Origin of the sequence: Arthrobacter sp. PvP103, assembly GCF_017833075.1 — a bacterium.
Taxonomy (GTDB): Bacteria; Actinomycetota; Actinomycetes; order Actinomycetales; family Micrococcaceae; genus Arthrobacter.
The window spans coordinates 4,356,840-4,383,058 of record NZ_JAFIBQ010000001.1 but is presented as its reverse complement, the minus strand read 5'-3'; the positions used below and the strand labels follow the sequence as shown (position 1 = coordinate 4,383,058).

Below are 26,219 nucleotides of genomic sequence, written 5' to 3'. Positions count from 1 at the left end.
GGACGGCCCCTCGGATCCTCCCGGCGCCGCAGGCCTCCACTTGAGTCAGAGAGGACTTAGGGACCATGCCACAACCGCACGCCGTTCTAGCCGACAATCCACAGAAGGAGGCACGCACCGCCAACTGGGTGGCCTTCATTATCTGCACAGCCCTGCTGTTTGACGGCTACGACCTTGTCATTTACGGCACCGTCCTGCCAGGGCTGCTCGCGGACCCGGGCCAGATCGGAGCGTTCGATGCAGTCACCGCCGGGCTCCTCGGCTCCTGGGCTCTCATCGGGGTACTCGTCGGCTCACTCGTTTGCGGCGCTGTCGGCGACTTTTTCGGCCGACGCCGGCTGATGCTCCTGGGAATAGCCTGGTTCTCCATCGGCATGTTCGCCACAGCCTTTGCCACCAGCGTCCCTGCCTTTGGTGCCCTGCGGTTTGCGACCGGACTTGGCCTGGGAATCGTTATCGCCAGCGCCGGCGCCACCATGGCTGAATTCGCACCAGCAGGAAGGCGGCAGTTCTACAACGCAATTGTGTACTCCGGCATCCCGGCAGGCGGCGTCCTGGCCTCCATTCTGGGCATCCTTTTCCTCGACAGCATCGGCTGGCGCGGGCTTTTCATCATAGGCTCACTGCCGCTGGTCATCCTCCTGCCCATTGCCTGGCGCAAGCTCCCGGAATCACCGCGATGGCTGCTGTCCCGGGGGCGCGAACAGGAGGCCCTCGCTGCCGCACAACGCACCGGCGTCCCGCTCATCGAGGAGCGGATCATCCGGCAGGTAGGCGCCGCGCCGCAGAAATCAGGCTTTGCGGCCGTGTTTTCCCGCCAGTTTGCCGTGGCAGCGATTCTGCTGGGCCTGATGTCCTTCTGCGGTCTTCTGCTGACATATGGACTCAACACCTGGTTGCCCAAAATCATGGAGGGCTACGGTTACGGGCGGACGTACTCGCTGTTCTTCCCGCTGGCACTGAACCTCGGCGCAGTGGCGGGCGGCCTGCTTGCGTCCCGCCTCGCGGACAGAAGCGGTCCCCAGCGGGTCGTCGCGGCCACCTTTGCGCTGGCGACCATTTCCCTGATGCTCATGACCTTCAGCTTTCCGCTGCCGCTGCTTTTTGCCTTTGTCGCCCTCGCAGGCGTGGGAACGCTGGGAACCCAGGTGCTGATCTACGGGTTCCAGTCCAACTACTTCACCACCAACGCACGGGCCGCGGGCGTCGCATGGTGCGCAAGCGTGGGACGGCTGGGCGGCGTGCTCGGTCCGATTATCGGCGGGTGGTTGGCCGCCGCCGGCATTGGCGGATCCACAGCCTTCTACATCTACGGGGCCGTGGCCCTGGTCGGCGCCGCGGTCACCGTGCTGGTGCCGCGTCAGCCGAAGCTGGAGGAGGCCGAGCACAAGGTCGAAGAAATCGCAGAGGGTCGGGCAGAAGACAGCATTCCTGCTGAGCAGTTCACAACGTCTACGCGCCGCGCATGATCCACCGGCATCGCAGCAACATTACGTGGCTTGGATATCCTAGTGAGGCTTATTATGGTTATTATTTGAATAAATAAGCCACGGCCGCATCGCCGGGCCGGTTAGCTGAAGGACGGCACCACCGTGGACATCCGCCAACTGAACTACTTCATTGCGGTTGCTGAAGAGCGGCACTTCGGCCGCGCGGCCAAGCGCCTTCACATGGCCCAGCCACCACTCTCGCAGCAGATCCGCCAGCTGGAAGACCAGATCGGAGTCCAGTTACTCAACCGCACCACCCGCAGGGTGGACCTCACGGCGGCGGGGCAGCTCCTCTTGGATCGGGGACGGCAGATAGTCAATGACGTGGCGACTCTTCAGGCTGATGTTTATCAGGTGGGAAGGGGCGCAACCGGCGTCCTGCGGGTCGGCTTCTCGGGCTCGGCAACGTATGGTGTCATGCCCCAGGTAGCCCGACTTGCCAAACAGCTGCTGCCGGGCCTGTCCCTGGCCCTGCACGGCGAAATGCTCACGCCGTCCATGGAAGCGGGCCTGCGGAACGGTACTCTGGACGCCGCGTTGCTGCGGCCCCCGGTCGCAGCACAAGACATCGACTATCGGACTGTGGCCCGTGAGCCGCTCGTCGTCGCGCTCCCCTCCTTCAGTGCCCTGGCCGTGGATCGGCCCGTGGCGATGCACGAGCTGCAGGACCAGGACTTCATCGCCTACCCGCCCGAGTCCGTGCTTCACCGCACCACCGCGGACCTGTGCCGCCAGGCGGGCTTCCAGCCACGCATTACCCAGGTGGTTGGTGAGACCTCGACGATGCTGGCGTTTGTAGCTGCAGGCGGCGGGGTGGCGGTGATGCCGTCCAGCGTGCAGGCCTTCCAGCTTGAAGGCGTGGCCTACCGCGAAATTGAAGACGTCCCCGATGTGGAGCTCGCGGTCGCCTGGATGCGCGGGCATCACTCTGCGCTGCTCCGTAACTTTCTGGACATCGTGGCCACCGCAACTGCGGGACCGACGGTGCCTGCCCCGGCCCCCGACCCTGTGCCGCTTCCCACTGATGAAAGGCTTTCTCGCTCATGAAGATCGCAGCCATTGAGGCGATTCCCTACTCGATCCCATATCTTCATCCACTGCATTTCGCTTCCGGTTCCGTGCACGAGGCAGATCACGTGCTCGTCAGGCTTCGCACCGACGACGGCGTGGTGGGAACCGCTGATACCCCGCCGCGCCCCTACACCTATGGTGAGACGCAGAAGTCGATCGTGGCGGTGGTGGAGGACATTTTCGCTCCGCAACTGATCGGTGTCGATATTCTTGATCGGGAGAAGGTTCAGTCAATCCTGCACAGGACCGTTCACAACCAGACGGCTAAGGGCGCCGTAGACATCGCCCTGTGGGACGTCATCGGCAAGACTCTCGGGCAACCGGTGACAAGGCTGCTGGGCGGGTACACCGACTCGCTCCGGGTCTCCCACATGCTCGGTTTCAAGCCTGCCCGGGAGTTGCTGGCATTGGCGTTGGAGTTCCGCGAGACCTATGGCATCAACACGTTCAAGCTCAAGACCGGCCGCCGCCCGCTTAACCTGGATATTGAGGCCGCCAGGGTGTTACGCGAGGGTCTTGGCGAGGACGCTGAGCTGTACATGGACGCCAACCGCGGCTGGTCAGCCAACGAGGCCGCGGAAGTGCTACGCCGCACGGCAGACCTGGGTCTGCAGTTCCTGGAGGAGCCCGACGACGCCCGCGAAGTCCTCGGCCGCCGTCGCCTCGTGACCAACTCCGCCATCCCGATCGCCGCGGACGAATCTGCTGCCAACCTTGGCGAGGCCGCTCGGGAGATCCTCACCGGCGGTGCGAACCTCCTGGCGGTAAAGACTGCCCGGTCCGGATTTACCGAGGCGGCCAAAATCGTTGGCATGGCCGAGGGTATGGGCATCGATGTCTATATAGGCAACCAGATCGACACTCAGGTCGGCACGGTAGCCTCGGTGGTCTTCGGCGCCGCCTTTGCGCATTCAGCCAAGCGGGCAGCGGAGCTGTCCAACTACCTGGACATGGCCGACGACCTCTTGGCCGAGCCCTTGGCCATCACCGGCGGACGCATCCGTGTTCCCGAGGGCCCAGGCGTGGGCACCGCTGTTGATGAAGAAAAGCTCTCGCGCTACCGCACCGACCGCTAACAACCGCTTTACCGAAAGGACATTCATGAAGTATCTGGTCCACATGGACGTAAACCTGCCCGCAGACCTTCCCGCCGGCGAAGCCGCGGAGATCAAGGCCAGGGAGAAGGCCTACTCGCAGCAGTTGCAGCGCTCGGGCAAGTGGCCGGAAATCTGGCGGGTGGTGGGTGAATACGCCAACTATTCGATCTTCGACGTCGATTCGAACGACGAACTCCACGAGATCCTGCAGAACCTGCCGCTGTTCCCGTACATGGACATCTCGGTGGTCCCGCTCGCGAAGCACCCATCCGACGTCAAGTAGTCACCGCCGCGAGGCCTCCAAAACCGGCCGTGTTCCGGGATCAGTCCCTGGCCCGGAACACGGCCGCGAGCTCGCTACGGGAGCGGATTCCCATTTTCCGGTAGAGCCGGGTCAGGTGGTACTGCACGGTCTTCTCTGCCAGGAACAGGGTCCGGGCCGCTTCCTTGTTGGTGGCGCCGCCTGCTACCAGTTCGGCCACGGCGCGTTCCTGGGCTGTGAGCTGGCGGTGCTGGTCGCTGACGGCGGTCAGCACGGGGTCGGCAGGGTCAGGCAGGCTCCCGACGTCGAGCCCCGTTGCCTTCAGCTCCCGGTCGCACCGTTCCACATACGTGGCCGCCCCCAGGGAGTCGTAGAGGTCGCGGGCGGCCCGCAGGACCGAGGAGGCCAGGCGCCGTTTGCCCGCCCGGCGCATGCTCTGGCCGAAGGCAAAACTAATCCGTGCCCGCAGATACGGCCGGTTGAGCCCCCTAAGGTGTCCCAAAGACGCCTCAAAATGTTCCCTCGCAGTGTCCGGGTCTCCCTGTGCGGCCACGAGCCGGCCTCTTGCCCACGCCATCCGCGCCATATCCGAGGGCACTTCCCGCTCGCGCGGCACGCGTTCGAACGCCGTAAGGAATGAGTCGGCGGCGTCGAGCTGGTCGGTCATGACCAGGGCGTTGACATAGGTGTCCTGCCAGGGCCAGAAGGACACCCTGTTCTCGGTCCATGGGTCCAGCTCCGTCAGCGGCTGCAGGACAGCCAAGGCCCCTTCATAATCCGCCCTGGCCTCGTGGAAGCGGGCGCGGGCGAGGCTCGCGGGCACCTGCATGGCACGGTACGTCCCTGGCTGCACAGCCGCCTGGGAAACGTAGTACCGGGCCCGCTCCCAGTCTCCCCGCATGGACCATAGCTCCGCCGCAGTCCAGTAAAGCAACGGGCGGATCAGCGGCATCCGCGAAGTCTCAAGGCGCACGGATGCGCGCGCCACGGTGGCGGCCGCCGCATCCCAGTTTCCGAGTACCAGGTGAGTGCGGGCCAGCCAGGCCTCGGCCCACAGCGAAATCCGCATCGAGCCGCCCCGGTACTCAGTGGGAGCCGCCGACTCGAAGTTCACCAACGCTGTCTCAACGTTGTCAAGGCGCAGCGCCAGCCAGCCAGCGCCCATCTGGACCCGTTGTTTCTGGGCGTTCTCGGCAGCATGTTCGAAAGCCCGGTGATACGAGGCCTCCGCCTCGGAAAGCCGGCCCTGTGCGTACAGGCCGAGGCCGTAGATGGCCTCTGATTCTATATGGGCGGGGGTGCCCGGCTGGGTAAGTTCCATGGCCCGTTCTGCCCAGGTGGTAATGACCGGCCCGTCCCACGACGCCACGCCGTGCAGTACGAAGCGCTGCGCCACCTGCGCGGCAGCCGTTGGATCACGCTGCGGGTTGGAGGTGCGCCAGGCCATCTCCAACTGCTTCTGCGCGCTGTCGTTCTGTCCCGATGCGGTGGAGAGGTAGCCCAATACGGAGGAGCGAAGAGGCGACGGCGGCAAGGCGTCCACTGCCGCCGTCCACATCTGGGCCTGGGCGATATTGCCGGAACCCACCAGGGCATCCACGGCCCCCAGGAGCCTGTCGTTCCGGGAACGGATGTCCTGGGAAAGCCGGGAGGCGGAGAACAATGCTGTTGACGCGTCCTGCCAGGCTCCAACGAGGGCTTGGCGGCGGGCAAATTCCTCCAGCTCTATGGCGAGCGCCTCGTCCGCGCCGGGTGTGGCGGAGACACGGTGGCCCAACCTCTCGCCCTCGGGTTGCACGGCCTCGACGGCCAGCCGATGAAGCCCAATGCGCCGGCTGGGAGCGATCTGTTCATAGACGGCTGCGTCGGTGCCTGGTTCAAAGAACACGACGGCGGAACGTGCCTGGTCGACTGACAGCCCTAGCAGCCCGGCACGGTGGCCCTCGTCGAGTGCCTCCATCAGGGGTTCCACTCCGCTGACCTGGGAAACCTCTGCCATGCTTGCGGCCCGCCCGAGCACGGACGCTGCCTCCGCGACGGCAACCAGCGCCGGGGACGCTGCTTCCAGGACACTGCGCACCCGGGCGCGGACGCGGGACGTCGGAGGCAGGGAGGGAAACCACGTCTGCCAGGTTTCCGCCGGCAGCTCACGGAGCAGCTCCACGATCGGTTGCGCGAGTCCCCGGGTGTGCTGGACCAGGCCGTGTGCGGCGGTCGCGCTGAGGTCGAGGCCGAGCATCCTGCGGGCGAGATCTTGAACCTGCTGCGGGGTTAGCGGATCCAGTGGGATACTGGCTATTTGGTGGCCAGTGAGGAAGTCGAGCACACTGCTGGGGACGCGTAAAGCGTCATCGGGGTTGAGGGTGAGCACGAACAAAATCCGCTTCCCGTACAACCGGCGCATGACGAAGGTGAGGATGCGCAGGCTCTCCACATCGAGTTTGTGGACGTCATCCACGGCTACAACTACGCTGCCATGGGCCTGCAGCCCTTCGAGGTGGGTGCTGAGGGTGGACGCGTAATTAACCACCTGGGCGGCGGTAAGAGCCGGAACGGGACCCGCGGGCAGAGCAGGGCCGCCGTCGTAATCCTTTGCCGAGCGCAGCGGCGGGGTGAGCATAAGCTGGGAGTAACCCGCGAGCGGAAACTGAGCCTCCCATTCATCGCCCATGGCGGATAACACCCGGACACCGCGGGCCACAGTGCGGCAGTGCTCAAGAAAGGACTCCAGCACGGCGGTCTTCCCGGAACCGGACGGGCCGGTGATCACCACTGCGCCCACTTTGCCCTTGCGGACCGTGCGGAGAATTCCCAGCAGTTGCTCAAAGACCCTTGACCGGCCGGCCAGGGGAAAGCCCTCCGCAGTATCGCCTTGCATGGAGCCCGCCGTCATGGCCGCAACTCTACCCGAGCCGGCCGGCCGGACCTGATGTCGGACATCCATCGCAGTGGGCTCAGCCCAGGTCCCCGCCAGCAACCGGAAGGATGGTGCCGGTCAGGTATGACGCCTCATCTGATCCGAGGAAGACTATCGGCGCGGCCTGCTCGTCCAACGTCGCGTAGCGCTTCATGAAGGACGACTCCACGGTTTGGTCAACGATAACCTGGTACCAGGCCTTCTCGGTGGAGGATTCGGCCTCCGGCCCGCGCTTGACCTTGCGGGGTGGCGCCTCGGTGCCGCCGGGGGCTGTCGCCACCACGCGGATGCCGCGCCCTCCCACCTCCATCGCCAATGACTGGGTCAGGGCATTGACACCCCCTTTGGCCGCCGCATATGGCACTCGGTGCAGCCCGCGGGTGGCCACCGAGGAGACGTTGACGATGGTGCCCGAGCCCTGCAGGAGCATGGCCGGCAGAACGGCCCGGCAGGTCCACAGGGTGGGAAAGAGGGAGCGCCGGATCTCTTTTTCGATCTTGTCTTCGTCATATTCTTCGTAGGGGCGGGCCCAGATGGTGCCGCCGACGTTGTTAACCAGCACATCCACGCGGCCGTGGGCGGCCAGTGCCGCGTCCACGGCCTGCTGTGCTCCTGCGAACGTCTCCAGATCCGCAGTCACCGAGGTGGCCGAGCCACCTGAACCGGAACCCTTTGCCGCCTCCTGTATCCCGCTCGCCACCTCATGGACCAACTCGGCCCGGTCTACGAGGACGACGGCGCCGCCCTCGGCACCGATGCGCTCGGCCACCTTCTGGCCGATGCCCTGGGCGGAACCCGTCACAACAACTACCTTGCCGGCGTACCGGCCGGGAGTAACGAACTGTCCTGCATACGGCTGTGTCATCAGCGGCCGGCCTTGGCCTCGATGGCGCCGGCCATGGTTTCCTTGGCATCGTGGGCGTGGGCCATGATGACCTCCCGGACCCGCGCTTTGTCCTGGCGCTCAAAAGCCTCAACGACATCGAGATGGTCCTGTATGACCCGCTCGAAAATCCTGGTTCCCGTTTCGAAGGCCGCCGCCATCTGCGCGTGGACGTCCAGCCGGCGGTAGGACTCGAGCAGCATGGGGTTGTCGCAGACCATGAAGAGGTATTCGTGGAACTCCTCATTAGTCCGCGCGAACTCTTCCGGTTCCTGGATGGTGCCGGCAATTACAGAGCGCTTGGTTGCCTCGGCGAGGCGGCGGAACTGGTGCAGCTGCTCCTCGCTCAGGCGGCCCACCATCAGTTCGCTCACTGCGAGTTCCAGGCCCATGCGCGCGTCAAGCTGTGCGAAGCTGTCCTCTTTACGGAAATCCAGCCGGCCGGTCTCCAGGGACGAAACGGCCTCACTGCGGCTCATCGTGTCGCCGTCGGCCGCAATCTTCTCGGCGGCTGCCGGCGCACCTGTCTCCGCGTCGCCGCCAGTGGTCTCCTTCGGGGCAAAGCGCTCGAAGTAAAAGTTGGCGGGCTTGATTCCCTCGGAGTCCAGCCATTTCGACACCGCGTTGACCATGGGAGGGGGGCCGCACAGGTAGATGTCAACATCGCCGTCGTTCAGATGCTTTGGCTCGATAATCTGGGTGACATAGCCCGTGTGCGGAGCCGACGTGCCAGGTTCGGAAGCAATGTAGTCCCACGTAAATCCCGGCAGCTTCGCCTCATAGTCCCGCAGCCACTCAAGGCCAACGATGTCCGCCTCACGGGTCAGGCCATAAATCAGATGGACCGGTACCGACGCCGGGTTCTCGGAAAGCTTCTCGAGGATGGACAGGAGTGGCGCCAGGCCGGTACCTCCAGCCAGGAGCAACAGGGGCCGCTTGGGTTCACGCAGGAAGAACGATCCGTAGGGGCCCGTGAATTCGATGGCGTCTCCCACTGCCGCGCGATCGCGCAGGTACTCGGACATCGCGCCCTGTGGCGTCACCCTCACCATGAATGAGGAATCCTGAACCTCGGGGCCGCTGCTGAACGAATAGGAACGCTCCGCGTCGGTTCCGGGGACCTTGATGTTGACGTACTGGCCCGGCAGGAAGGCAAGGGCGTCCCGGTTTTCCACCTCCAAGGTAAACGACACCGTGGTTTCCGAGTGTTTGTTGAGTTCCTTCACAGTTGCAGTGAAGGAACTGGCTCCGGTTTTCGCCGATTCGGACGTGGCGGGGATTTGAATGGCCAGATCAGACTCGGGAACCGCTTGGCAGGTAAGCATGTAGCCCTTGTCGAGCTCTTCCTCCGTCATGGCGTCGTCGATGTAGTCGCCCGGATCGAAGGAGCCGGAATCGCAGAAGGCCTTGCAGGTACCGCATGCGCCGTCACGACAGTCCGACGGAATATTGATGCGGGCCTTGTACGCGGCGTCCATCACGGTCTCGTAGTCGCCGACCTTAATGACTTTGGTGACACCGTCTTCGAAGCTGAGGGCAACTTTGTGGCCCATGGTTTCCTCCTGGCTGGGGGCCGCCTCAACGCGACCCGGGAATAGTTCTGGCGTGCCCGGCGGGCACGGGTGTGGGAACCGCCGTGCGGCGCCCGGGAACTCCCGGGCGCCGCACGGCAGGTCAGATCATGTAGACGTCCACCACGTGGTGGATGTAATCGTTCTTCAGGACCACTTTCTTCTTCAGGATCACCGGCTCCGGTCCGCAAAGGTCGATCGTGTAGAAGCTGGTGCCGAAGTACGTGTCCGTCGTGTTGTATCGGAAGTAGAGGGTTAACCAGTTGAAGCGCACCTGGACCTGGCCGCCGTCGTTCGCCAAAACCTCGATGTCCGTGATGTTGTGGCCCGTGCGCGGCTCGGGAAGGGAGGTGGCAGAAGACCGGTCGGTCTTGATCCGGAACACCCGGTCCTCGATGCCGCCGCGGTTGTCGTAGTAGATAAGGGAGATTTCGTTCTGGGGATCCTGCGTCAGCCGGTCGTCGACGTCCCATGCCGGCATCCAGAACTCGGAGTCCGGGTGGTAGCACTCAAGCCATTCATCGAACTGGCGGTCGTCCAGCAGGCGGGCTTCCCGGTAAAGGAACGCCCGGACGGTCTCGAGGGTTGCGATCTCCTCCGCGGTCTTCAGGACCGGGGCGGTTTGGGTCAGGTTGGTCATGGGTTCTGCGCTCTTTCTGGTCGGCGGGCTCTGAGTCAGGCTTGGACTGGAACAGCGTCCAGTGCGGAGGTCTCCTCCTCCGCCAAGGCCCGGTCCATGACTTCCTTCCAGTACCCGTGCTGAATGGGGTAAAGCCCCTCGTCCTCGGTTCGTACCCCGGAAGCGATGACCCTGGTCATTCCCAGCGCCTGGGCCTGCTCGTCAGGGCCCGCAATCTCGTGGGTGGACCCGCGGGTCATATCGTTCCAAGGCGCAGAAGTAGCCCAGTAGGTTTTGTTGCAGGACCGGAACTCCTCGAGATCGTCGGGAGTGGCCATGCCGGTGGCGTTGAAGAAGTCTTCATACTGGCGGATGCGCTTGGACCGGTTCTCCTGTGACTCGCCCTTCGGGGCGATGCAGTAGATCGTCACCTCGGTCTGGTCCGCCGAGATGGGACGGAAGTGGCGGATCTGCGAGGAGAACTGATCCATGATGTAGACGTTCGGGTAAAGGCAGAGGTTCCGCGAAATATTGATCATGAAGTTAGCCATCTCCTCGCCGTACTTGGCGACGAGCTCCTCGCGGCGGTCCCACAGCGGGCGGTCCTCCGGGTTTGTCCATTCCTGCCACAGCAGCAGGTGTCCATGGTCATAGGAATAGAAACCGCCCTTGACCTTGCCCCACTTGCCGGCGTCCATGGCCTTGGTCTTGTTCGCGGAGTCTCCGGCGGTGCGGCGGGCCGTAGTGGCAGCGTAGTTCCAGTGGACCGCGGTCACGTGGTAGCCGTCGGCGCCGTTCTCCGCCTGCACCTTCCAGTTGCCGTCGTATGTGTAGGTGGAGGACCCACGCAGCACCTCCAGTCCCTCCGGGGACTGATCCACGATCGAATCGATCACCTTGGTGGCGTCACCCAGGTGCTCTTCGAGAGGAAGAACGTCAGCTTTCAGCGAGCCAAACAGGAAGCCCCGGTAAGACTCGAAACGGGCAACCTTGGTGAGGTCGTGGGAGCCCTCTTTGTTGAACGTCTCCGGGTAGCCCGCATTGCGGGAGTCTTTAACCTTGAGCAGTTCACCGGAATTCTTGAACGTCCAGCCGTGAAACGGACAGGTTAACGTGGTGCGGTTGTCCGTCTTACGGCGGCACAGCATCGCACCGCGATGTGAGCATGCGTTGACGATGCAATTGAGCTTTTCGTCCTTGTCACGGGTGATCACCACAGGAGTACGGCCGATGTTGGTGGTGAAGTAGTCCCCCACGTTGGGGATCTGGGATTCGTGGGCCAGGTAAACCCAGTTGCCCTCGAAGATGTGCTTCATCTCCAGTTCGAAAATCTCTTCATCCGTGAAAATCTCGCGCTTGGCCCGGATGACGCCGTTGTCACGGTCGTCGATCACGGCGTCGGCAAGGACCTCGCGGAGATGGGTCATGTTCTCGGTCATGGCTGCTCCTTCATTGGAGAGTGCTGGACGGATGGGCGGGTGGTCCGGCTAGCGTCGCGGAACGCCCAGGACGTTGTCAGGTAAGTCTTGTCCACCGTGACAGCTCTCACATCAGGCAAATACCTAGGTTCGACCTAGGGTGCCTTTATGTCGCCTTTTTGACTAAAAACAGGCTAAATCGATATTTGTAGCGTCCTTATTTGAAGCCTACGATGAGACGGACATCACCCGAGGTCGCGTGGTGGCAGGTGCAAGTCCAGCCGCCCGCCTTCGCAATGGCACAGGAGCACTTCCTGTCCTTTATTCAAAGAGGAGTATGGACATCACCATGACCGAGACCCGAGCAGACACCCGCAAAGAGGACGAAGGCACTGCCGTCGAAGCAGGCTCCAAGGCCACCGAACGCTTCACCGCCTCAGGCAAGCTCTCCCGTCTGGATGTGCCGAAGGAAAGAGTGAGCCTGCTGGCGGGGGCACTCATCAAGGCCGCCAACGACATCGTCGTCGAACACCAGGTCACCTACGAGGAATACAACGCACTCAAAGCCTGGCTCATCAAAGTGGGAACTGACGGGGAATGGCCGCTGTTCCTCGACGTGTGGCTGGAGCACACCGTGGAGGACGTCAACTCCCAGGACCGCCCCGGCACTGTGGGCACCATCGAAGGGCCTTACTACGTGCCGGGCTCCCCGGTGCTCCAGACCCCGGGCACCGTCGAAATGCGTGAGGACGAGGAGGGCACCCCGCTGCGCTTCAGCGGCCGCTTCACCGATACGGACGGTAATCCCATCCGGAACGCCCAGGTGGAAATTTGGCACGCCGACAGCGCCGGGTTCTACTCCCAGTACGCGCCGGGCCTCCCGGAATGGCTGTTCCGAGCAACGGTCAAGGCGGACGACGACGGCCGCTTCGAAATCAACACGATGCGCCCGGCGCCGTACCAGATTCCCACCGACGGGGCATGCGGGCAGCTGATCAGCGCGGCAGGCTGGCATGCCTGGCGCCCGGCACACATCCACATCAAGGTTTCCGCGCCGGGATTCCAGCCGGTAACCCAGCAGCTGTACTTCCCGGGCGACCCGCACAACGCGGACGACATCGCCTCGGCCGTCAAGCCTGAACTGATGCTCGACCCCAAGCCGCGCACGGATGGCGGCGCAGGCGAAGAAGTGGTCTATGACTACGTCCTCGCCAAAGAAGGCCAGCACAAGTAAGGACCACCGCCAATTGGTGCCGGTTCCCTCCGGCGCCACAGGGGCGCTCCGGAGGGTCACCTCCGGGGCGCCTGTATCTTGTGCACCCGTTCCCAGGAGCCAGAATGCAGCCATCCCGTCAGGACCCGCCCACCGTCCCCGCAACGGAAACTGCTGCGGCCCATGTACGCCAGCCCCTGCTGGAACGCCCGGGTGTCCGTCCCGCAGGCGTGGGACAGGTCTTCCGTGACCTCGGCATGCCTTATGTCTCCAACGGGGTGATCGGCCTCATCTTCTCCGCTTCCGGCCCGATAGCTGTAACCCTGGCAGTGGGAGCTGCGGGAGGACTTACCGAAGCCCAACTCGCGTCCTGGGTGTTTGGCATCCTATTCTCCGGCGGAGCAGCAACGCTGGTCATGTCTCTCCTCTACCGGCAGCCTCTGGGCTTCGCCTGGTCCATTCCCGGGACGGTGCTCCTGGGGCCGTCCCTCCAGCACCTGTCCTTTGCGGAAGTGGTGGGGGCCTTCTTCACGTCCGGCGTGCTCGTCCTCGCGCTGGGCGCCACCGGCGTAGTCCGCCTCATCATGGCCCGCGTGCCAATGCAAATCGTCATGGCCATGGTGGCCGCCGTGTTCCTTAAGTTCGGCACAGACATTGTTGCCTCAACGCAATCCAATCCGGCCATTGCCGGCCCGATGGTGGCAGCATTCCTGCTGCTCACTGCCGTGCCGGTCCTTGGGCGCTTCGTTCCGCCGGTACTCGGCACCCTAATGGCCGGCTGCGTGGCCGTGGCGGTAAGTGGCCAGTTCGTCCTCAGCGAGGCAGGACCCTTGCTGGCCGCACCCGTGTTCACAGGTCCCAACTTCACCTGGGCAGCCCAGCTTGAGCTGGTTATTCCCCTTGCCCTCACCGTGTTGTTTGTCCAGAACGGCCAGGGCATCGCCGTCCTCCGCGCTGCCGGCCACCGGCCGCCCGTTAACGTTTTTGCAGTCACCTCCGGAGCCTTTTCCGTGCTCAACGCTTCATTCGGCGCGGTTTCAGCGTGTGTCACGGGCCCTACCAATGCTTTGTTGACATCCTCCGGAACCAAACAGCGCCAGTACTCGGCCGCCGTCGTCTACGGCATACTGGCCGTTGCCTGCGCCGTACTGGCGCCCTTGCTCACGAGGCTGATGCTCGCCAGCCCCAAGGAGTTCGTCCTCACCCTGGGCGGAATCGCGATGCTACGGGCCCTTCAGCAGGCCTTTGTGACGGCCTTCGCCACTGCCTTCACGCTGGGATCACTGGTGACATTCGTGGTCACGATTTCCGGTCTGAACCTTTTCAACATCCACTCCGCCTTCTGGGGACTGGTAATCGGCTACGCGGTGTCCAGGCTGCTGGAGCACGCGGACCATCTCGATCTCTAGGGCGGGTCAACCCGCGGCGCCCTCCTCGTACCAGCCCACCCAGGCGGACTACGTCAATGTCGTTATGGGTCCGATATCTCAGCCTCCCACGACGCCAGGTCCCACGTACGGGACAACTGGAACAGCAGTCCTAGGTAGCGAAGCCGCACCCTCTCACGAGCGTCGCGGCGGTGGCCCGCCCCCGCGATGAACCCAGACCGCGTCTGATTCTTCGGGGTGTTCCGGGTGAGACTCTTTGGGGCGTTCACGTTGACGTTGCTTTCGGGGCCCCTGCTAGGTACACGCCAACCTGACGTCAGCTGGTCCCCCGCCACCTGTCAGATTAGGGTCGAAATCAGCATTTCAGCACACACCCGTGAGAGGGACCTAGACTTCAACCGGACCATCTTGGCTACCAGGACCGCAACAGGACCCATTCGTCGACAACCCATTTCACGGTCGCCTCAGGTGTCCGAACCGCTCCCGGGCAGTTCGAGCGGACGTGCCAAGGGCGGTGCCGATAACCTCCCAGGAGTCTCCGTTTGCACGGGCGGCGCTGACGGCGGCGTCCAGCTCGGCCTCGGCCTTCGCGGCAGCCGTACGGGCAGCAGTGATGCGGCGATAGTCCGCGGCGCCCCTGTCAACGTGAGGAGCCGGGCTCAGGCGAAGGAGCGTGCCATCCACCCGCAGCGGCACGGCTAGGTGCTCGACGTGCAGGACGTAACCTTCTTCGGGAACGCGCTGAATGTAGAGGGTGAGGACGGTCTTTCCCTCGCCGTCATCGAAGTCCACTTTCCCGTAGCTTTCAGCCGGGCCAACAGGCCAGGGGCGGGGCCTTAACCGCCCTATAGCTTCGTACTGTGTCGGCTCGTAGACGTTCTCGCCGACCCGGAAGTTGGGGGCTTGTGTTTCGCGAGGGCTCATGCCGGCCGTTCTCCTTCAGTTGTCTCGCCGCTGCGCCCCGATACGTAGGGGCCACAGCAAGGGCTCCCACCAGACGCGTGATGCTGCCTCATATTCGATTCCCCAATCCACTTCATCCTTGGTGTTCGCAGCGGCATACGGACAGTGCTCTAGTACAGATACCAGTACAAGCTGTTGCGAGTTGAAGCACACGAGTATCGGGTACTCGATCTTCCCCGGCCAAGGGGTAGACGACCATGCACGGAAGAAAGTCCGGATCCCGCACACCTTCACTCTGTCGACGGATCGTGCGCCGGCGCCTCAAACACGCCATAAGACGTGCCCGCTAACAGGAACGTCCTACGAAACCGACGATCCAGGCCGCAAAGTCATGTCGCCTACAACAGAGAACTGCATGAAGTGATGCCCGCAGAACCGGAGGAAGGGATCAAAATGCAGGTCGAAAAGCCGGATTTGGACAAGGTGGGGACATTGTCCACACCTTCTTTGGCCGGACAAACTCACGATGAGCGGACTCTCCCCGGTTCGCAGAGCAGCTATCCGAGGAAGATCATCGAAGAGAATTCGCCTTCGTCATGTCGTCACCACAACCCTTGGCGATGAATAAGTGACGGCCAACAACTGGCCACCGGAACACCCAGATAGGACAACCCATAACCCTAGCTTCCAGCAGGCGGAGGGCCCACCGCCAGGACCCTGACCCCGCCACCCACACAACCGAACAGGCCACCGCGGCGACAAGCACAGACCGCGGCCAACGTCAGAGGGACCCGCAGAGAGTAAATGTCCACACATTAAAGCAAAAACCCCTCTGACGAGGGGTTATGCGTGCCCGAGTTGGGACTCGAACTGCATTCCAGCCCTTGCAAACACTGGCAACCCGCGGAAACATGCGGAATCCGAAGCAGTCCCAAGCCAATAGGAGCCGATCCGAAGCCAAGAGTGTGGACAATGTCCACACTCTCTTCTGAGCAAATTTCAATCCGTTCGGGGTAGGAATAAGCCTCCGCCCGTGGACCGCTTAGGCGCCGCTTGGGACGTATACACTGGCAGCGCGTGCAGGGGGCCGCCGATGACGCGTGTTCCGACGCCGTTCAGCTATCCTTCCCATAAAGGACCAGCAGGTCACGGCTGAACTGGTGTGGCGAAGTTTCGCAGGGACTGTGCCCGCCGCGGTAGACGGCGATCCGGGCTCCGATCGCCTGCGCGAAACACCGGTGCAGGTGCAAGGGCCATAAGTCATGCTCACCGACCGCAACGAACTTCGGGAGTGCGGCGTCGGCCAGGAATTTCCTCAGGTCCGGTGCATTCTTCATTAGTCCATAGATGTCCCGGACAGAGGCCCGGCGGGTAAAACGGAAGCGGTAGTTGACGAACCGCCGGCGCCCCTTGGGAACCGGGACAAAACCCCTGCGAATGCCCCAAATCAGCAGGGCTGCACCGATCCGGTCATTGGCCCAGCTGCTGAAACGGCCGATCCGGCTGACGCCACGGAAGCCTTGCCCGGGCTCCGGCGGGCAGCTCAAAAGGGTTAGGGTCTTGAACAGGTCCGGTCTCTTCGAAAAGGCGATTTGGGCAACAATGGCGGCGAAGGAGTAAGCCACTATGTGCACGGGTTTGCCGGCGGCCTCGATGACTGCAAGGAAATCCTCGGCAAAGAGTTTGTAGTCGTAACGCCGCTTTGGTGGGACCAGCTTCTCCGGCCCCGCTGCTGCTGACTCATACTGACCGGCCAGGTCATAGCTCAGTACAAAAAAGCCCCCGCCGGCCAGGTCCGGCATCATGAGCGAGAAGTCCTCTTTCGAGCCAGTAGCGCCCGGAACCAGTACGATCCATGGATCGTCGGGGTCACCCATTGCCAAGGCCGCAAGTTGACCGCTGGGTACGGGGATGCGCATGGTCACGGAACCAGCAGGCGGGATGGTCCAGTCTACGTCCCCCAGTTGGGCATCCCGCAGGGCAGCCGCATCAACCCTCGCGGAGCCATTCCCCTCTGGATCGACCCCGGACGGTTCCTGACCCTGCCTCTGCGCTGCCATGGTCCAAACATAGCCCGGACGGCTGCCTATGGTGCGGGGTCATGGTCAACAGGCTGCTGTGAGACATTCCGGACGAAAGCGCGCAGGCGCCGGTATACCTCCTGGGATTCCGGATAGCGGTAGTCCTGCTGCCATGTGTGTTCAGTGTTGGCATTCGCCCAGGAGTAGATCAACATGTCCACTGGCACGGCGTTCTGTTGAAGCCGTTTTATGAAGTTCACGTTCGCCTCGTAAAAGAAGTCGCGCTCGGACGTAGTGACGAACACCGGTGGGAAGCGGCCGTCGAGCCACTCAATGGGAGACACGAAGCCGGTCGCGGCCCTTAGCCGTTCCATGCCCGGGCCAGTGGAGAAGGCCCTCTGCATCCAGCCCCTAGCCTTGCCGGCCGATGGCAGCAACATTCGGACGAAGTTCAGGCTGAGGACAAAGCCGCTCTTGAAAAACACAGAGAAATCAACCACGCTGCAGTGCTGAACCAGTCCCTTCAGGTGCTTCCCGGGGACAGCTGGCTTCAAGGAGTAGTGCGCGGCGAGCTCAGGCCTGAAGATGGTAGCGGTGAGCAAAGCCGCGATCTGACCGCCGGCGGAGTCACCCCCTAAGATCACGCATTCCGGATCCCCGCCGTATTGGCCTATGTTGGCACTTACCCACGCCAAGGCTGCATTTGCATCCCTCAGAACATGGCCCATGTGGAAACGGGGAGGCTGGCGGTAGTTGACGTTGACCACAACCATCCCGCCGAGCGCCTGGTTCGCGCAGTACTTGGTCAGCGCTGACTTGTCCCCGGACGTCCAGCCTCCGCCGTGGAAATAGACGTAGACAGGCAAGGACTTTTGGTTCCCGGCTCTCCCCTCAGGGCTGTCCACAGCCGGAGCAGCAGGGGTGAGCACGTCCAGGTGGTGCGCCCGCACATTATCGCCCAGGTAATTTATGTCGTGGACGTAGTCCACTTCCGTGATGGGTTCGCTGTTAAACCTCGTCCGCTCACGTGAGCTCACCGAGCGCATGAGGAGCCGCCATGTCCAGACCGGGACGCGGCGCACCACTCCTCGCGCCCGGCGTGCCAGCGAGAAGGCATTTTCGGAATGATGGACCGCAGTGGTCATCCAATAATGCTAGCCGGAAGACCAGAAATGCCGAACGTCGGCGGGCCCGGGGGCCTTTCGTCCTTGTTGCCTGTTTCGCCCGCCGTATCTATTGGAGGGACACCGGTCCGCTGAAGGCCCTTCCTTGCCCAGGGTCTGGGGAAGCTGTCATGTCTGATCTGCTGAAATGGTGTCCTTTCGCGACGACCCGTTGGACCTTGCTATCCAACACGCCTATGCACCCCGTCTGGGCTGGTGCACTCCCTGGACAGACTGTTTGATTCCCAGCGCTTCCGGACCGAATTCCGGTACGGACCCTTCAGCCGCAGCGTCCCGCTTCCCGACGATGTTAAGGAAGGAGTTATCAAAGCCACCTACTCCGACGGGGTATTGGAAGTCCCTCCCCACCTTTCGTACCAAGCAGCACAGCCGGCGGCCCGGAAGACACCGGCAGTGGTTCATGGACCATACCGGCGCAGCCGACCCGCCCACACCATCACCGCCGTGCTGTTCCAGGCAGCTGGCCAACTCCTGTCCCCGGGATTCACGGCCAAGTCCGGCTCGCCGCGGACGACATGCTGTTCACGCGGAACCGGGCCCAAGGCGCCTTCGCCGTCCATGACACCGAACGGCTCTTTGAAAGCTGCATTAGAACGGCCTCAGCAGCGGTCGCCACGCAAATATGCTGCCGGAGACCTGGTAAGCACACAACAGTGGACGCCCAATGGCAATGTCGAGCACAGCAGGTATGGCACCCGATTGCGATGACAGCGGCCGAGGGCCACCACCTTGGTCGGCCAAGTTACCTTGAGCCGTGGCTGGCCAGGTAGTTGACCCTGCCGTCAACCGTTGCCACGGCCGGATAGTCACGTTCCGGAATGTCCACGCCCATGGTCTTTGCGATGATTTCCACGAGGTGGAGAAATGTCGAGTGAGTCGAGCTCTAGGTCCTGTCGCAGCCGGACGCGGCCGGCGAGGTTTTCAAGCTCGACGTCGGGGGGCACCTGGCAGATAGCTGCCTGCACGGCCTGACGGGCGTCCTGTCCTTCATAACCTCCGGTGACTGCATCCTCCGGTGACTGCAGCAATTCAGTCCCTAAGGGTCGTGTCCGGCCGGTCCCGCGGGAACGATGCGAGGGGGTGGCGAGGGCCCCTCGACGCGGACGGGCAGCTCGTCGTCCCCCCGAAGAATGGCGCGGAGCAGCCGCCGCTCCTCTCCCCTGAGCGACATGAGCGCGTCGCCGCGCCGCAGTACCAGACCCCCGTCCGGGGTGGCGTAGCGCTTCTGCAGATCTCCCAGCTCCTCGGCTCGCAGCAGCGCGACCGTGCTAGCCCCAGCCAAGTCGACCACGCGGACGAGCGAGGAGGGTCCCGTCAGATCCGTCGCAACGACGCGCCGCTCGCTCTCGGCGAGTATCGTCTTCTGCGCTGCGCGTGTCACGACCAGGGGACGGGACGGCCCGTCCAGCAGTCCGGTCAGCACGTCCGCTGCAGCGTTAGGGCGGCCCGTTCTCTGCGCCGCCGCCTGCATCCGCTGCAGGCGACCCGGCTCCCGCAGCAGCTCGTCGATCTTCCAGCCGATCGTCGCGGGAGTGTTGCAGCGGACCGCCGCCCCCTGTTCCATCAGGTAGTCGCCGTTGCGAACCTCCTGCCCCGGGATGGTGTTCACAAGCACCATGGGCAGTCCTGCAGCCATGCACTCCGACGCCGACAGGCCGCCCGGCTTGCCCACAAACAGGTCGGCGCGGCGCAGCAGCTGCGGCAACTCCGCCGTGAAGCCGAGCACGCGGTAGCGGTCGCCAGCGGGCGCCACCAGCTGCTCGATACGCTGCCGCAGCGCATTGTTGCGTCCGCACATGACCGTGGCCGTGAAGGACGAGCGCATGTGCAGCGTCTGCCGCACGACCGAGACGGCATAGTCGCCGCCAGTCGCACCCGCCGAGATCAGCAGCATCGGGGGCTCGTTTGCATCGCGCGCAGGCGCTACGTTCAGCTGGGTAGCGATAGGGATCCCCGTGGCCGCGACGCGGTCGGGGGGCAAACCCAGCGCCATCAGTTCCACCCTCCCCTCCTCCCTGGCCAGGAAGAGCGCGTGGAACGCGCCCGTAAGCCATAGGCCCTGGAAGTCGTAGTCCGTTGTAACGACGGCGGTCCTCGCGTCAATCACGCCGCGAAGGAGCAGTGACGCCAGCAGTTGGGCTGGCAGGAAGTGCGTGCAGATGATCGCGGTCGGCCGGAATCGCTTGATCGCACCGATCACCGGAAGAGCGTTCACCCGTGTCCAAGGGTCTACTGGGCCCCGCCGCCGGAACGGACGGTCGTTGATGTCGTAGCCCCACTCGACCAGCCAGGGCAAGTCCTCGACCAGGACGAAGTAACCCCTGCCCAGCAGTGTGCGGTAGAGCACGCTGCTCACCTGCAGCACGTCCAGCACCTGCACCTCGTCGATGTCGGCGCGCGCGGCACACGCCTGCCGCACCGCCGCCGCGGCGCTGTTGTGCCCCGCTCCTACACCTGCTGACAGGATAAGTACGCGCTCCCTCCCAGCGGCGTCGGGGCCTCGTGCCAACGTTCTGCGCATGAAGAGAGTCTAGATGAGTAATTCCTATTGCGTAGGGCGGTGGGGACCTGGATGGGGGCACTGACGGCAGACTGTTTGGAAGGCGGCCGCGCTGGAAACCCGGCCCTGGCCTCGCGCTTCACCCCGGCCAGAAGTGAACCCGCGAGGCCCATGTTCGTTTGGCACAGGGCTGAGACTTGGAGGGATGGTCCTGGTTCAAGCCGTCACACCTTGAGTGAATTATCGGCAGTTTCCAGATGGCGGCGAAGCAAAGTCCGAAATCATGCCGCCCCGCTCCCCCGCCTCCATGAAACACCAGAAGCAACTTCGCTGTTTGTCATTCTGATCCCCATCATCGCTGGGCGGGTCCTCCACGCAACCAGGGCGCCATGCGCCGGGCTCGATCCAAAGTTTCGTTCGGCGCTCCTCCGTCGCTTATTCCCTTACGAAACGTTGAACCGCTCCCGGTTCCCCAAGTTGCACTCCGGACCCTCAAACCCAGCGCTGACTCCATGTATCAGAACGACGCACACATCTGACAGACACATCCGGTGCCCGCCAGCCGCTGAAGGAGAAGGACCATGGAACCGCTCACCATCAAAACCCCAGCCGACGTCCTCCGTTTCGTCGGGCACACCCTCGGGTTCTGACCACACGAGAGCCTCGTCTGCATCACCCTGGACAACAACCGCGTCGGCGCAACCCTCAGAGTCGACCTCCCCACACCCGGGGGCGGACTCAGATACGCCCGCACAGTCGCCGACTACCTCGCCCACGACACCAGCGCCGCCAGCGTCCTCTTCCCCGTGTACACCTCCGAAACCCCAAAACCCGGGCAACCCAAACCGCACGCAGCCACCATCGCAGCACTGACCTGCGCGCTGGCCGAACGCGCAATGACCATCTGCGACGGACTGCTCGTCGGAGACAACACCGTCTCCCGTACGACGGCGACCCCCACGACGGACTGACACTACCCCTGAAGGCAACCCAGTCCAGCCAGATCAACGCCGAATTCGTCTACCGCGGCAGCACCGTCGCACCAACAAGCCACATCACCCTGCCAGCCTCGACAAAAGAAAACCGCACAGCCGACGCCGTCGATGACCGCGTGAACACCATCCACAGGATGAACCCGGGCGAGGCCCTCGAACAAGCCAGAACACTCTGGGACGGCATGCTGGACGCTATCAGTTATCCCAACGACGACCAGACCATCGACCTGATTGCCAACTTCCAGGCCCCCGCGATCAGAGACCCATCCATCCGGATCGGAATTCCACTCCTGCGTGTGCTCCGCGGAAGGAAAAGCGAGCAGCGTTGCCAGCTCGGGTCGCCAAAGTCAGGCGGATCAACCAAACCAGGGCTGCCCGGAAGAAGAGTCCGGATCCCACACACCTTCACCCTGCCGCCGGGTCGGACGCCACAGCCTCCGATACCCCCAGACGCTCCCGTTGAACCCGGGAGCGTCCAACGACACCGGCGATCTGGCCGCGAAGTCATGTCGTCGTAGACAGAGAACTTCATGAAGTAGTGAAGGCAGAGCCAGGAGGAGGGGCATCACAATGCAAGCTAAAGAGCGGCCTGTGGACAGCGTGTGGACAATGTCCACACCCCTTTGGCCGGACAACCGGCCACATCCCCACTCCCCTACGCCACAGAAACCGCCATGCCAACAAAAATTCCTGAGGAAATGTCTCGCAAAGTCATGTCGACAGCACAACCCAGGCCCATGAACAGTTGAAGGACCAACCCCAGCCAACACAGGAGCAAGAACGGAGACCCGGATGACCGCACATCCCAGCAGGCGGAGGGCCCACAAGCCAGGACCCTGATCCCGCCACCCACATAACCGAATAGGCCACCGCGGCGCCAGGAACATACCGCGGACAACGTCAGAGGGACCCGCGTAGGGTCAATGTCCACACATCAAAGCAAAAACCCCTCTGACGAGGGGTTATGCGTGCCCGAGTTGGGACTCGAACTGCATTCCAGCCCTTGCAAAGACCGAGAAGCCTCGAAAACATGCGGAAACCGAAGTAGATCGAACCCAGTACGCCGCACGTAGAGTCGAAAAGTGTGGATAATGTCCACACTTTTAGCCGTAGCCTCCAAAGCCTCATGCATTCAAACCCGGCCCTGTCCTGTGCGGCGACCGGTCCCCCAACTTGCACTCCAGCCCTCAGCCAAGCAGCAGGCCGCCACCGTAGAACGACGCTCCATTAATGGCCGCGAGGTGGACCGCCCCCTTGGGCTCGATGCTTTTTCGAAGTAGTGGGCTCCCTCCGTGACCACCAGCGAGTCCACTGTCGTACCCCGAATAACCGTGAAGACGGGCTGTAGTGCTTAGTTAGGGAGTTGCTTGCATAACCGGGGTGGGGCCTTCCACGGGATTGGTGCCGATCCGCACCCGGGGGTCGAAGGCGATGGCTCCGGGCTCGACCGCGATCAGTCCCCCGTCCACCGGGATCGTGGCTGCGTTGACGTACGAGGCCTGATCGGAAAGCAGCCAGGCGATGACATCGGCGACCTCGGAGGATGCGGCCGGGCGCCGGCTTGGGACGAACGCCGTGGCAAGGCTATAGGCTTCCTCGCGATCGATGCCCCTGTGTTCAGCGAATTCGCCCATTTCCATGTCGGCCATTTCCGTCCGGGTCCAGCCAGGACATACTGCGTTAGCGCGGACTCCGAGCGGTCCGTAGTCGACCGCCACGGACTGCATCAACATGGCAAGGCCGGCCTTCGTGGCATCGTAACCGGCGATTCCGGCGGTAGCCCGAAGTGCTGCCGCCGATGCCACGCCTACGATCGAGCCATTGGACCTGATCAGGTGGGGCAGGGCGGCCCTGACCAGAAAGAACGGCCCGGTGAGGTTTGTGTTGACCATCGCATTCCAGTCCCCATCGGACAGCTCGCCGGCACTGCCGGCGCGGACAATTCCGGCATTCAGTACCAGGCCGTTGATGGTGCCGAATTGTTTCACGGTATCCACAACCAGCCGTTCCATATCCGAAACCGAGGCGACGTCCGCAACAACAGCGTGGGCGCCGGTCGTTTCAGCGACCTTGGCGATAGCTTCCCGCCGGCGTCCACAGACGACCACATCCCACCCTTGGCCCCGGAGTGCTGCGGCGGTGGCGGCTCCGATTCCGGTTCCTCCGCCGGTAATAACTGCGACTGGTGTGGGGGTCATTTGGATCTCCCGGTTCTGTTTCGGAGTGTGTGGTGTTGCCGTCTCACAAAGGACTATCCGTTCGAGTTGAACAACCGTGCGGCGCACCTCTATTACGCCACCCTGGTGGATTTCAATGCCAAGACATCGACACCCGGCCGATGGCGGATACCTTGCTGCCGCCAGAGGGGCGGCAGCATGGTATTCCGCGTCAGATAACTTCTTTGGCGTAGTCGATGTCGCGCTTACTCCTGCCGAACACCAGGCCGCCAAGCATCGCGGCAGGAATGAGAACGAGCAGCCACTTCGCGGCGGCGTTGTCAGGCCCAATGAGGGAGTCGTAGTTCTCGATCGTCACGTAGCCGATGTAGGAGAGGATCAGGGTGGAGAGCGTAGGTGCGATCTTGGTCGCCCAGATACTGGTGTTGTCTTTGGTCCGGACGAAGAACACGACGATGGATACGGACGCCAGGATGAGGATGGTGATGAAGGCTGCCGTTGCCAGGGCGCTGAACCAGGCGAACACGACGGTCAGTGGGTCTGCGCCGAGGATCAGGAAGGTAACCACGACGATGCCGACGGCCACGCCGTTGGACAGAGCTGCGGTGGCGGGACTCCCATTTTTGGAAACGGTGGCCAGCCTGGCCGGCAGGACTCCGGCACGGCTGAGGGCGAAAAGGTAGCGGGCGAACATGTTCATCAAGCCCAGCAGCATGGCGAGGTAACTGGTCACCACGAGGACCTGCATGGCCATGCTCAAGACGCTCCCTCCACTTTCGGAGGCGAGGTTGAAGATAAATCCTGCAGGGTCATCCGTTGCCGCCTGTTGGATGTTGTCCACCCCGATGGCCCCTCCGATAACCCAGATGGAGAGCGTGTAAAAAATTCCGACAAAGGCGATCACGGCGTAGAGGGCCCGCGGGATCGTCTTGCGGGGGTTGATTGCTTCTTCAGAAAACACCACGGTTGCTTCGAAGCTGGTGAAGCACAGGAAGGCGAACAGCAATGCAATGCCCAGGCCCGGGCTGAAGAGGTTTTCTGCCGTGAAGCCAGAGAATGTGAAGACTCCTGGCCCCTTGCTGGCAACGAGCACAATGACCAGGGCAGCCACTACGAGCGTTTCACCGATGATGAGCACGGCCAAGAGTCGGATGCTCGTGTCGACGCCCCGCATGGTGAGTGCCGTGGTGATCAGAAGCAACGCGACAATCCAGACGAGCGGGGGCACGGAGAGTCCCGTGATGCTCTCCAGCAACTGCCCGGCGAAGACGCCGAACTGTGACCAGAGCCCGACCTGAAGGCTTAGGTACATCAGCAGCGCCAGACCAGCTCCTGCCGTGGCCCATGGTGTACCTAGGCCTTTGGCGATGTAGGCGACAAAGCCGCCGGCGTTGGTGACATACCTGCTCATGCGCAGGTATCCGACGGCGAAGAGTGCGATGAGCAGGGCAGCGATCGCGTAGATCAAGGGGGCAGCCGGTCCTACGGCCGCAAAAACGACGGGACCGGTGCCGACGACGGCCGCCATGGGGGCCGCCGCTGCGATGACGAAGAAGGCGATGGCGAAGACGCCGAGTTTATTTGCGCGGAGATGGCCGGCTTGCGGCTGGACAGGTGTGTTGGACGGCGTCGTTGCCGGCAACTCGCTGACGTTATCAATCATGGGTTTTCTCTTTCGGGCAGATATTGGCCGTGGCCGTGCTTAAGCTTGCTCAGACGAGGAGCCGTGCCTTGAGTTTGTTTGTGAGCGCCGGCGTGATGCCGAGTCCGTCTTCCAAGTAGGAGTGACGTGATCCCCAGGCGTGCTCCACGCCGTGCCATGCGGCTTCAAGGTACGCTTGCCGCGCTTCCAGCAAGGGCGTGATGACTGTCCGCAGGTGCTTGTCGATGCGGGTGATACAGCCTGTGGAGTCTCTGATGAGGTATTGGTTTTCCGGTAACGAACTCTGAACGTAGTCTTCGAGAATCGCGGCTTCAGGTACTCCGAGGATGGTCAGAAGGATGGCTATTGCCCATCCGGTTCTGTCCTTCCCTGCCGAGCAGTGGACGACGACAGGCAGCTCGACTCGAACCAATGACTGAAGGAAGTTGGCAAATACCGATGGGTTGCCTGCTATGTCACGGGCATAGAGCCGTTGCATTGCCTCTTCAGCCTGCGCAGCCGTCAGCATCTTGCAAAGCTCGCCCACGCGGCCTTCGCGAACCGCAGACCACAGGTCCGCGTCCCTGCCGTCTTTAGCCTGAAGCGGCGTCTGTACAGCCTTCAGCGCAGGCACGCACCGGTCTTCGGCTTCGGATTCCCACGGACTTCGCAGATCCATGAAGTGGAGGCCAGCGGCCTCCAGCCTCTGACGATCGAGGGCTGTGGAGTATCCGAAGTGTCCACTCCTGTACACCAGGCCTTCAGCCACACGGGATCCTCCGTGCGCTGGCAGTCCTCCGAGGCTCCGGAAGTTCCGGACGCCCTCAAGGGAGTTAGGGCCAGTCAAGCCTGGTGTGACCTGTTTCAT

19 protein-coding genes and 1 pseudogene are annotated in these 26,219 nt (G+C 63.0%); 8 read left to right on the top strand and 12 right to left on the bottom strand.

The genetic code is table 11. The features are described from left to right. Positions 1-65: 65 nt before the first annotated feature. The 4 genes from JOE41_RS20005 (at position 66) to catC (ending at position 3,941) form a co-directional block, all read left to right on the top strand. Positions 66-1,469: an aromatic acid/H+ symport family MFS transporter gene (locus tag JOE41_RS20005; RefSeq protein WP_209753370.1), complete on the top strand. Its 1,404-nt coding sequence runs from the start codon at positions 66-68 to the stop codon at positions 1,467-1,469. Between the two features lie 123 nt (positions 1,470-1,592). Next, complete coding sequence (locus JOE41_RS20000; RefSeq protein ID WP_209753369.1) at positions 1,593-2,537, top strand: LysR substrate-binding domain-containing protein; 945 nt, start codon at positions 1,593-1,595, stop codon at positions 2,535-2,537. Continuing rightward, complete coding sequence (locus JOE41_RS19995; RefSeq protein ID WP_209753368.1) at positions 2,534-3,637, top strand: mandelate racemase/muconate lactonizing enzyme family protein; 1,104 nt, start codon at positions 2,534-2,536, stop codon at positions 3,635-3,637. Before JOE41_RS20000 ends, JOE41_RS19995 begins: the two co-directional genes overlap by 4 nt. A 25-nt stretch (positions 3,638-3,662) precedes the next feature. Then, positions 3,663-3,941 (top strand): muconolactone Delta-isomerase, encoded by a 279-nt coding sequence (gene catC, locus JOE41_RS19990; protein WP_043481034.1) that lies wholly within the window; start codon positions 3,663-3,665, stop codon positions 3,939-3,941. 40 nt (positions 3,942-3,981) lie between these two features. Here catC and JOE41_RS19985 read toward each other — a convergent pair whose 3' ends face one another. The 5 genes from JOE41_RS19985 to benA all read right to left on the bottom strand — a co-directional run bounded on the left by JOE41_RS19985 (position 3,982) and on the right by benA (position 11,349). Further along, positions 3,982-6,813 (bottom strand): AAA family ATPase, encoded by a 2,832-nt coding sequence (locus JOE41_RS19985; protein ID WP_209753367.1) that lies wholly within the window; start codon positions 6,811-6,813, stop codon positions 3,982-3,984. A 61-nt stretch (positions 6,814-6,874) separates the two neighbouring features. Continuing rightward, positions 6,875-7,702, bottom strand: a complete 828-nt coding sequence (locus tag JOE41_RS19980; RefSeq protein ID WP_209753366.1) for a 1,6-dihydroxycyclohexa-2,4-diene-1-carboxylate dehydrogenase — start codon at positions 7,700-7,702, stop codon at positions 6,875-6,877. Next, positions 7,702-9,273: a benzoate 1,2-dioxygenase electron transfer component BenC gene (benC, locus tag JOE41_RS19975; RefSeq protein ID WP_209753365.1), complete on the bottom strand. Its 1,572-nt coding sequence runs from the start codon at positions 9,271-9,273 to the stop codon at positions 7,702-7,704. The genes JOE41_RS19980 and benC overlap by 1 nt, the downstream gene beginning before the upstream one ends. A gap of 121 nt (positions 9,274-9,394) precedes the next feature. Further along, positions 9,395-9,931, bottom strand: a complete 537-nt coding sequence (gene benB / locus JOE41_RS19970) for a benzoate 1,2-dioxygenase small subunit (RefSeq protein ID WP_209753364.1) — start codon at positions 9,929-9,931, stop codon at positions 9,395-9,397. Between the two features lie 35 nt (positions 9,932-9,966). Next, a complete protein-coding gene (benA, locus tag JOE41_RS19965) occupies positions 9,967-11,349 on the bottom strand; it encodes a benzoate 1,2-dioxygenase large subunit (protein WP_209753363.1) in 1,383 nt (460 codons plus the stop codon). A gap of 316 nt (positions 11,350-11,665) precedes the next feature. On the opposite strand from benA, the gene catA reads away from it, so the two are divergent. Beyond that, a complete protein-coding gene (gene catA / locus JOE41_RS19960; protein WP_209753362.1) occupies positions 11,666-12,562 on the top strand; it encodes a catechol 1,2-dioxygenase in 897 nt (298 codons plus the stop codon). A 104-nt stretch (positions 12,563-12,666) separates the two neighbouring features. After that, entirely contained in the window at positions 12,667-13,950 is a 1,284-nt protein-coding gene (locus JOE41_RS19955) for a benzoate/H(+) symporter BenE family transporter (RefSeq protein ID WP_209753361.1), read from the top strand. Between the two features lie 432 nt (positions 13,951-14,382). On the opposite strand, the gene JOE41_RS19950 is transcribed toward JOE41_RS19955, so the two are convergent. The 3 genes from JOE41_RS19950 to JOE41_RS19940 form a co-directional block, all read right to left on the bottom strand. Beyond that, complete coding sequence (locus JOE41_RS19950; RefSeq protein WP_209753360.1) at positions 14,383-14,853, bottom strand: hypothetical protein; 471 nt, start codon at positions 14,851-14,853, stop codon at positions 14,383-14,385. Positions 14,854-15,947: 1,094 nt separating this feature from the next. Continuing rightward, the gene (locus JOE41_RS19945) at positions 15,948-16,892 is read right to left on the bottom strand and encodes an alpha/beta fold hydrolase (RefSeq protein WP_209753359.1); all 945 of its coding nucleotides are present in this window, start codon (positions 16,890-16,892) and stop codon (positions 15,948-15,950) included. Between the two features lie 26 nt (positions 16,893-16,918). Next, a complete protein-coding gene (locus JOE41_RS19940) occupies positions 16,919-17,935 on the bottom strand; it encodes an alpha/beta hydrolase (protein WP_307800725.1) in 1,017 nt (338 codons plus the stop codon). Between the two features lie 297 nt (positions 17,936-18,232). Between JOE41_RS19940 and JOE41_RS21135 the strand changes: the two genes are divergently transcribed. Beyond that, positions 18,233-18,745, top strand: coding sequence for an Hsp20/alpha crystallin family protein (locus JOE41_RS21135; protein WP_307800724.1), 513 nt, complete (start codon positions 18,233-18,235; stop codon positions 18,743-18,745). A 328-nt stretch (positions 18,746-19,073) separates the two neighbouring features. On the opposite strand, the gene JOE41_RS19925 is transcribed toward JOE41_RS21135, so the two are convergent. Next, the gene (locus JOE41_RS19925) at positions 19,074-20,558 is read right to left on the bottom strand and encodes a glycosyltransferase (RefSeq protein WP_209753358.1); all 1,485 of its coding nucleotides are present in this window, start codon (positions 20,556-20,558) and stop codon (positions 19,074-19,076) included. A gap of 641 nt (positions 20,559-21,199) precedes the next feature. Between JOE41_RS19925 and JOE41_RS19920 the strand changes: the two are divergent. Continuing rightward, positions 21,200-21,508: pseudogene (locus tag JOE41_RS19920) on the top strand (DUF4192 family protein); the annotation flags it as partial. A 1,379-nt stretch (positions 21,509-22,887) separates the two neighbouring features. Here JOE41_RS19920 and JOE41_RS19915 read toward each other — a convergent pair. The 3 genes from JOE41_RS19915 to JOE41_RS19905 all read right to left on the bottom strand — a co-directional run bounded on the left by JOE41_RS19915 (position 22,888) and on the right by JOE41_RS19905 (position 26,219). Beyond that, entirely contained in the window at positions 22,888-23,730 is an 843-nt protein-coding gene (locus JOE41_RS19915; RefSeq protein ID WP_209753357.1) for an SDR family NAD(P)-dependent oxidoreductase, read from the bottom strand. 190 nt (positions 23,731-23,920) lie between these two features. After that, positions 23,921-25,372: an APC family permease gene (locus JOE41_RS19910; protein WP_209753356.1), complete on the bottom strand. Its 1,452-nt coding sequence runs from the start codon at positions 25,370-25,372 to the stop codon at positions 23,921-23,923. Between the two features lie 49 nt (positions 25,373-25,421). Further along, entirely contained in the window at positions 25,422-26,219 is a 798-nt protein-coding gene (locus tag JOE41_RS19905; protein ID WP_209753355.1) for a tyrosine-protein phosphatase, read from the bottom strand.

Excerpts from the sequence above, each read along its gene's own strand:
- JOE41_RS20005 (WP_209753370.1), top strand. The coding sequence starts at position 66 with ATGCCACAACCGCACGCCGTTCTAGCCGACAATCCACAGAAGGAGGCA.
- JOE41_RS19995 (WP_209753368.1), top strand. The coding sequence starts at position 2,534 with ATGAAGATCGCAGCCATTGAGGCGATTCCCTACTCGATCCCATATCTT.
- catC (WP_043481034.1), top strand. The coding sequence starts at position 3,663 with ATGAAGTATCTGGTCCACATGGACGTAAACCTGCCCGCAGACCTTCCC.
- JOE41_RS19985 (WP_209753367.1), bottom strand. The coding sequence starts at position 6,813 with ATGACGGCGGGCTCCATGCAAGGCGATACTGCGGAGGGCTTTCCCCTG.
- JOE41_RS19980 (WP_209753366.1), bottom strand. The coding sequence starts at position 7,702 with ATGACACAGCCGTATGCAGGACAGTTCGTTACTCCCGGCCGGTACGCC.
- benC (WP_209753365.1), bottom strand. The coding sequence starts at position 9,273 with ATGGGCCACAAAGTTGCCCTCAGCTTCGAAGACGGTGTCACCAAAGTC.
- benB (WP_209753364.1), bottom strand. The coding sequence starts at position 9,931 with ATGACCAACCTGACCCAAACCGCCCCGGTCCTGAAGACCGCGGAGGAG.
- benA (WP_209753363.1), bottom strand. The coding sequence starts at position 11,349 with ATGACCGAGAACATGACCCATCTCCGCGAGGTCCTTGCCGACGCCGTG.
- catA (WP_209753362.1), top strand. The coding sequence starts at position 11,666 with ATGGACATCACCATGACCGAGACCCGAGCAGACACCCGCAAAGAGGAC.
- JOE41_RS19955 (WP_209753361.1), top strand. The coding sequence starts at position 12,667 with ATGCAGCCATCCCGTCAGGACCCGCCCACCGTCCCCGCAACGGAAACT.
- JOE41_RS19950 (WP_209753360.1), bottom strand. The coding sequence starts at position 14,853 with ATGAGCCCTCGCGAAACACAAGCCCCCAACTTCCGGGTCGGCGAGAAC.
- JOE41_RS19945 (WP_209753359.1), bottom strand. The coding sequence starts at position 16,892 with ATGGCAGCGCAGAGGCAGGGTCAGGAACCGTCCGGGGTCGATCCAGAG.
- JOE41_RS19925 (WP_209753358.1), bottom strand. The coding sequence starts at position 20,558 with ATGCGCAGAACGTTGGCACGAGGCCCCGACGCCGCTGGGAGGGAGCGC.
- JOE41_RS19915 (WP_209753357.1), bottom strand. The coding sequence starts at position 23,730 with ATGACCCCCACACCAGTCGCAGTTATTACCGGCGGAGGAACCGGAATC.
- JOE41_RS19910 (WP_209753356.1), bottom strand. The coding sequence starts at position 25,372 with ATGATTGATAACGTCAGCGAGTTGCCGGCAACGACGCCGTCCAACACA.
- JOE41_RS19905 (WP_209753355.1), bottom strand. The coding sequence starts at position 26,219 with ATGAAACAGGTCACACCAGGCTTGACTGGCCCTAACTCCCTTGAGGGC.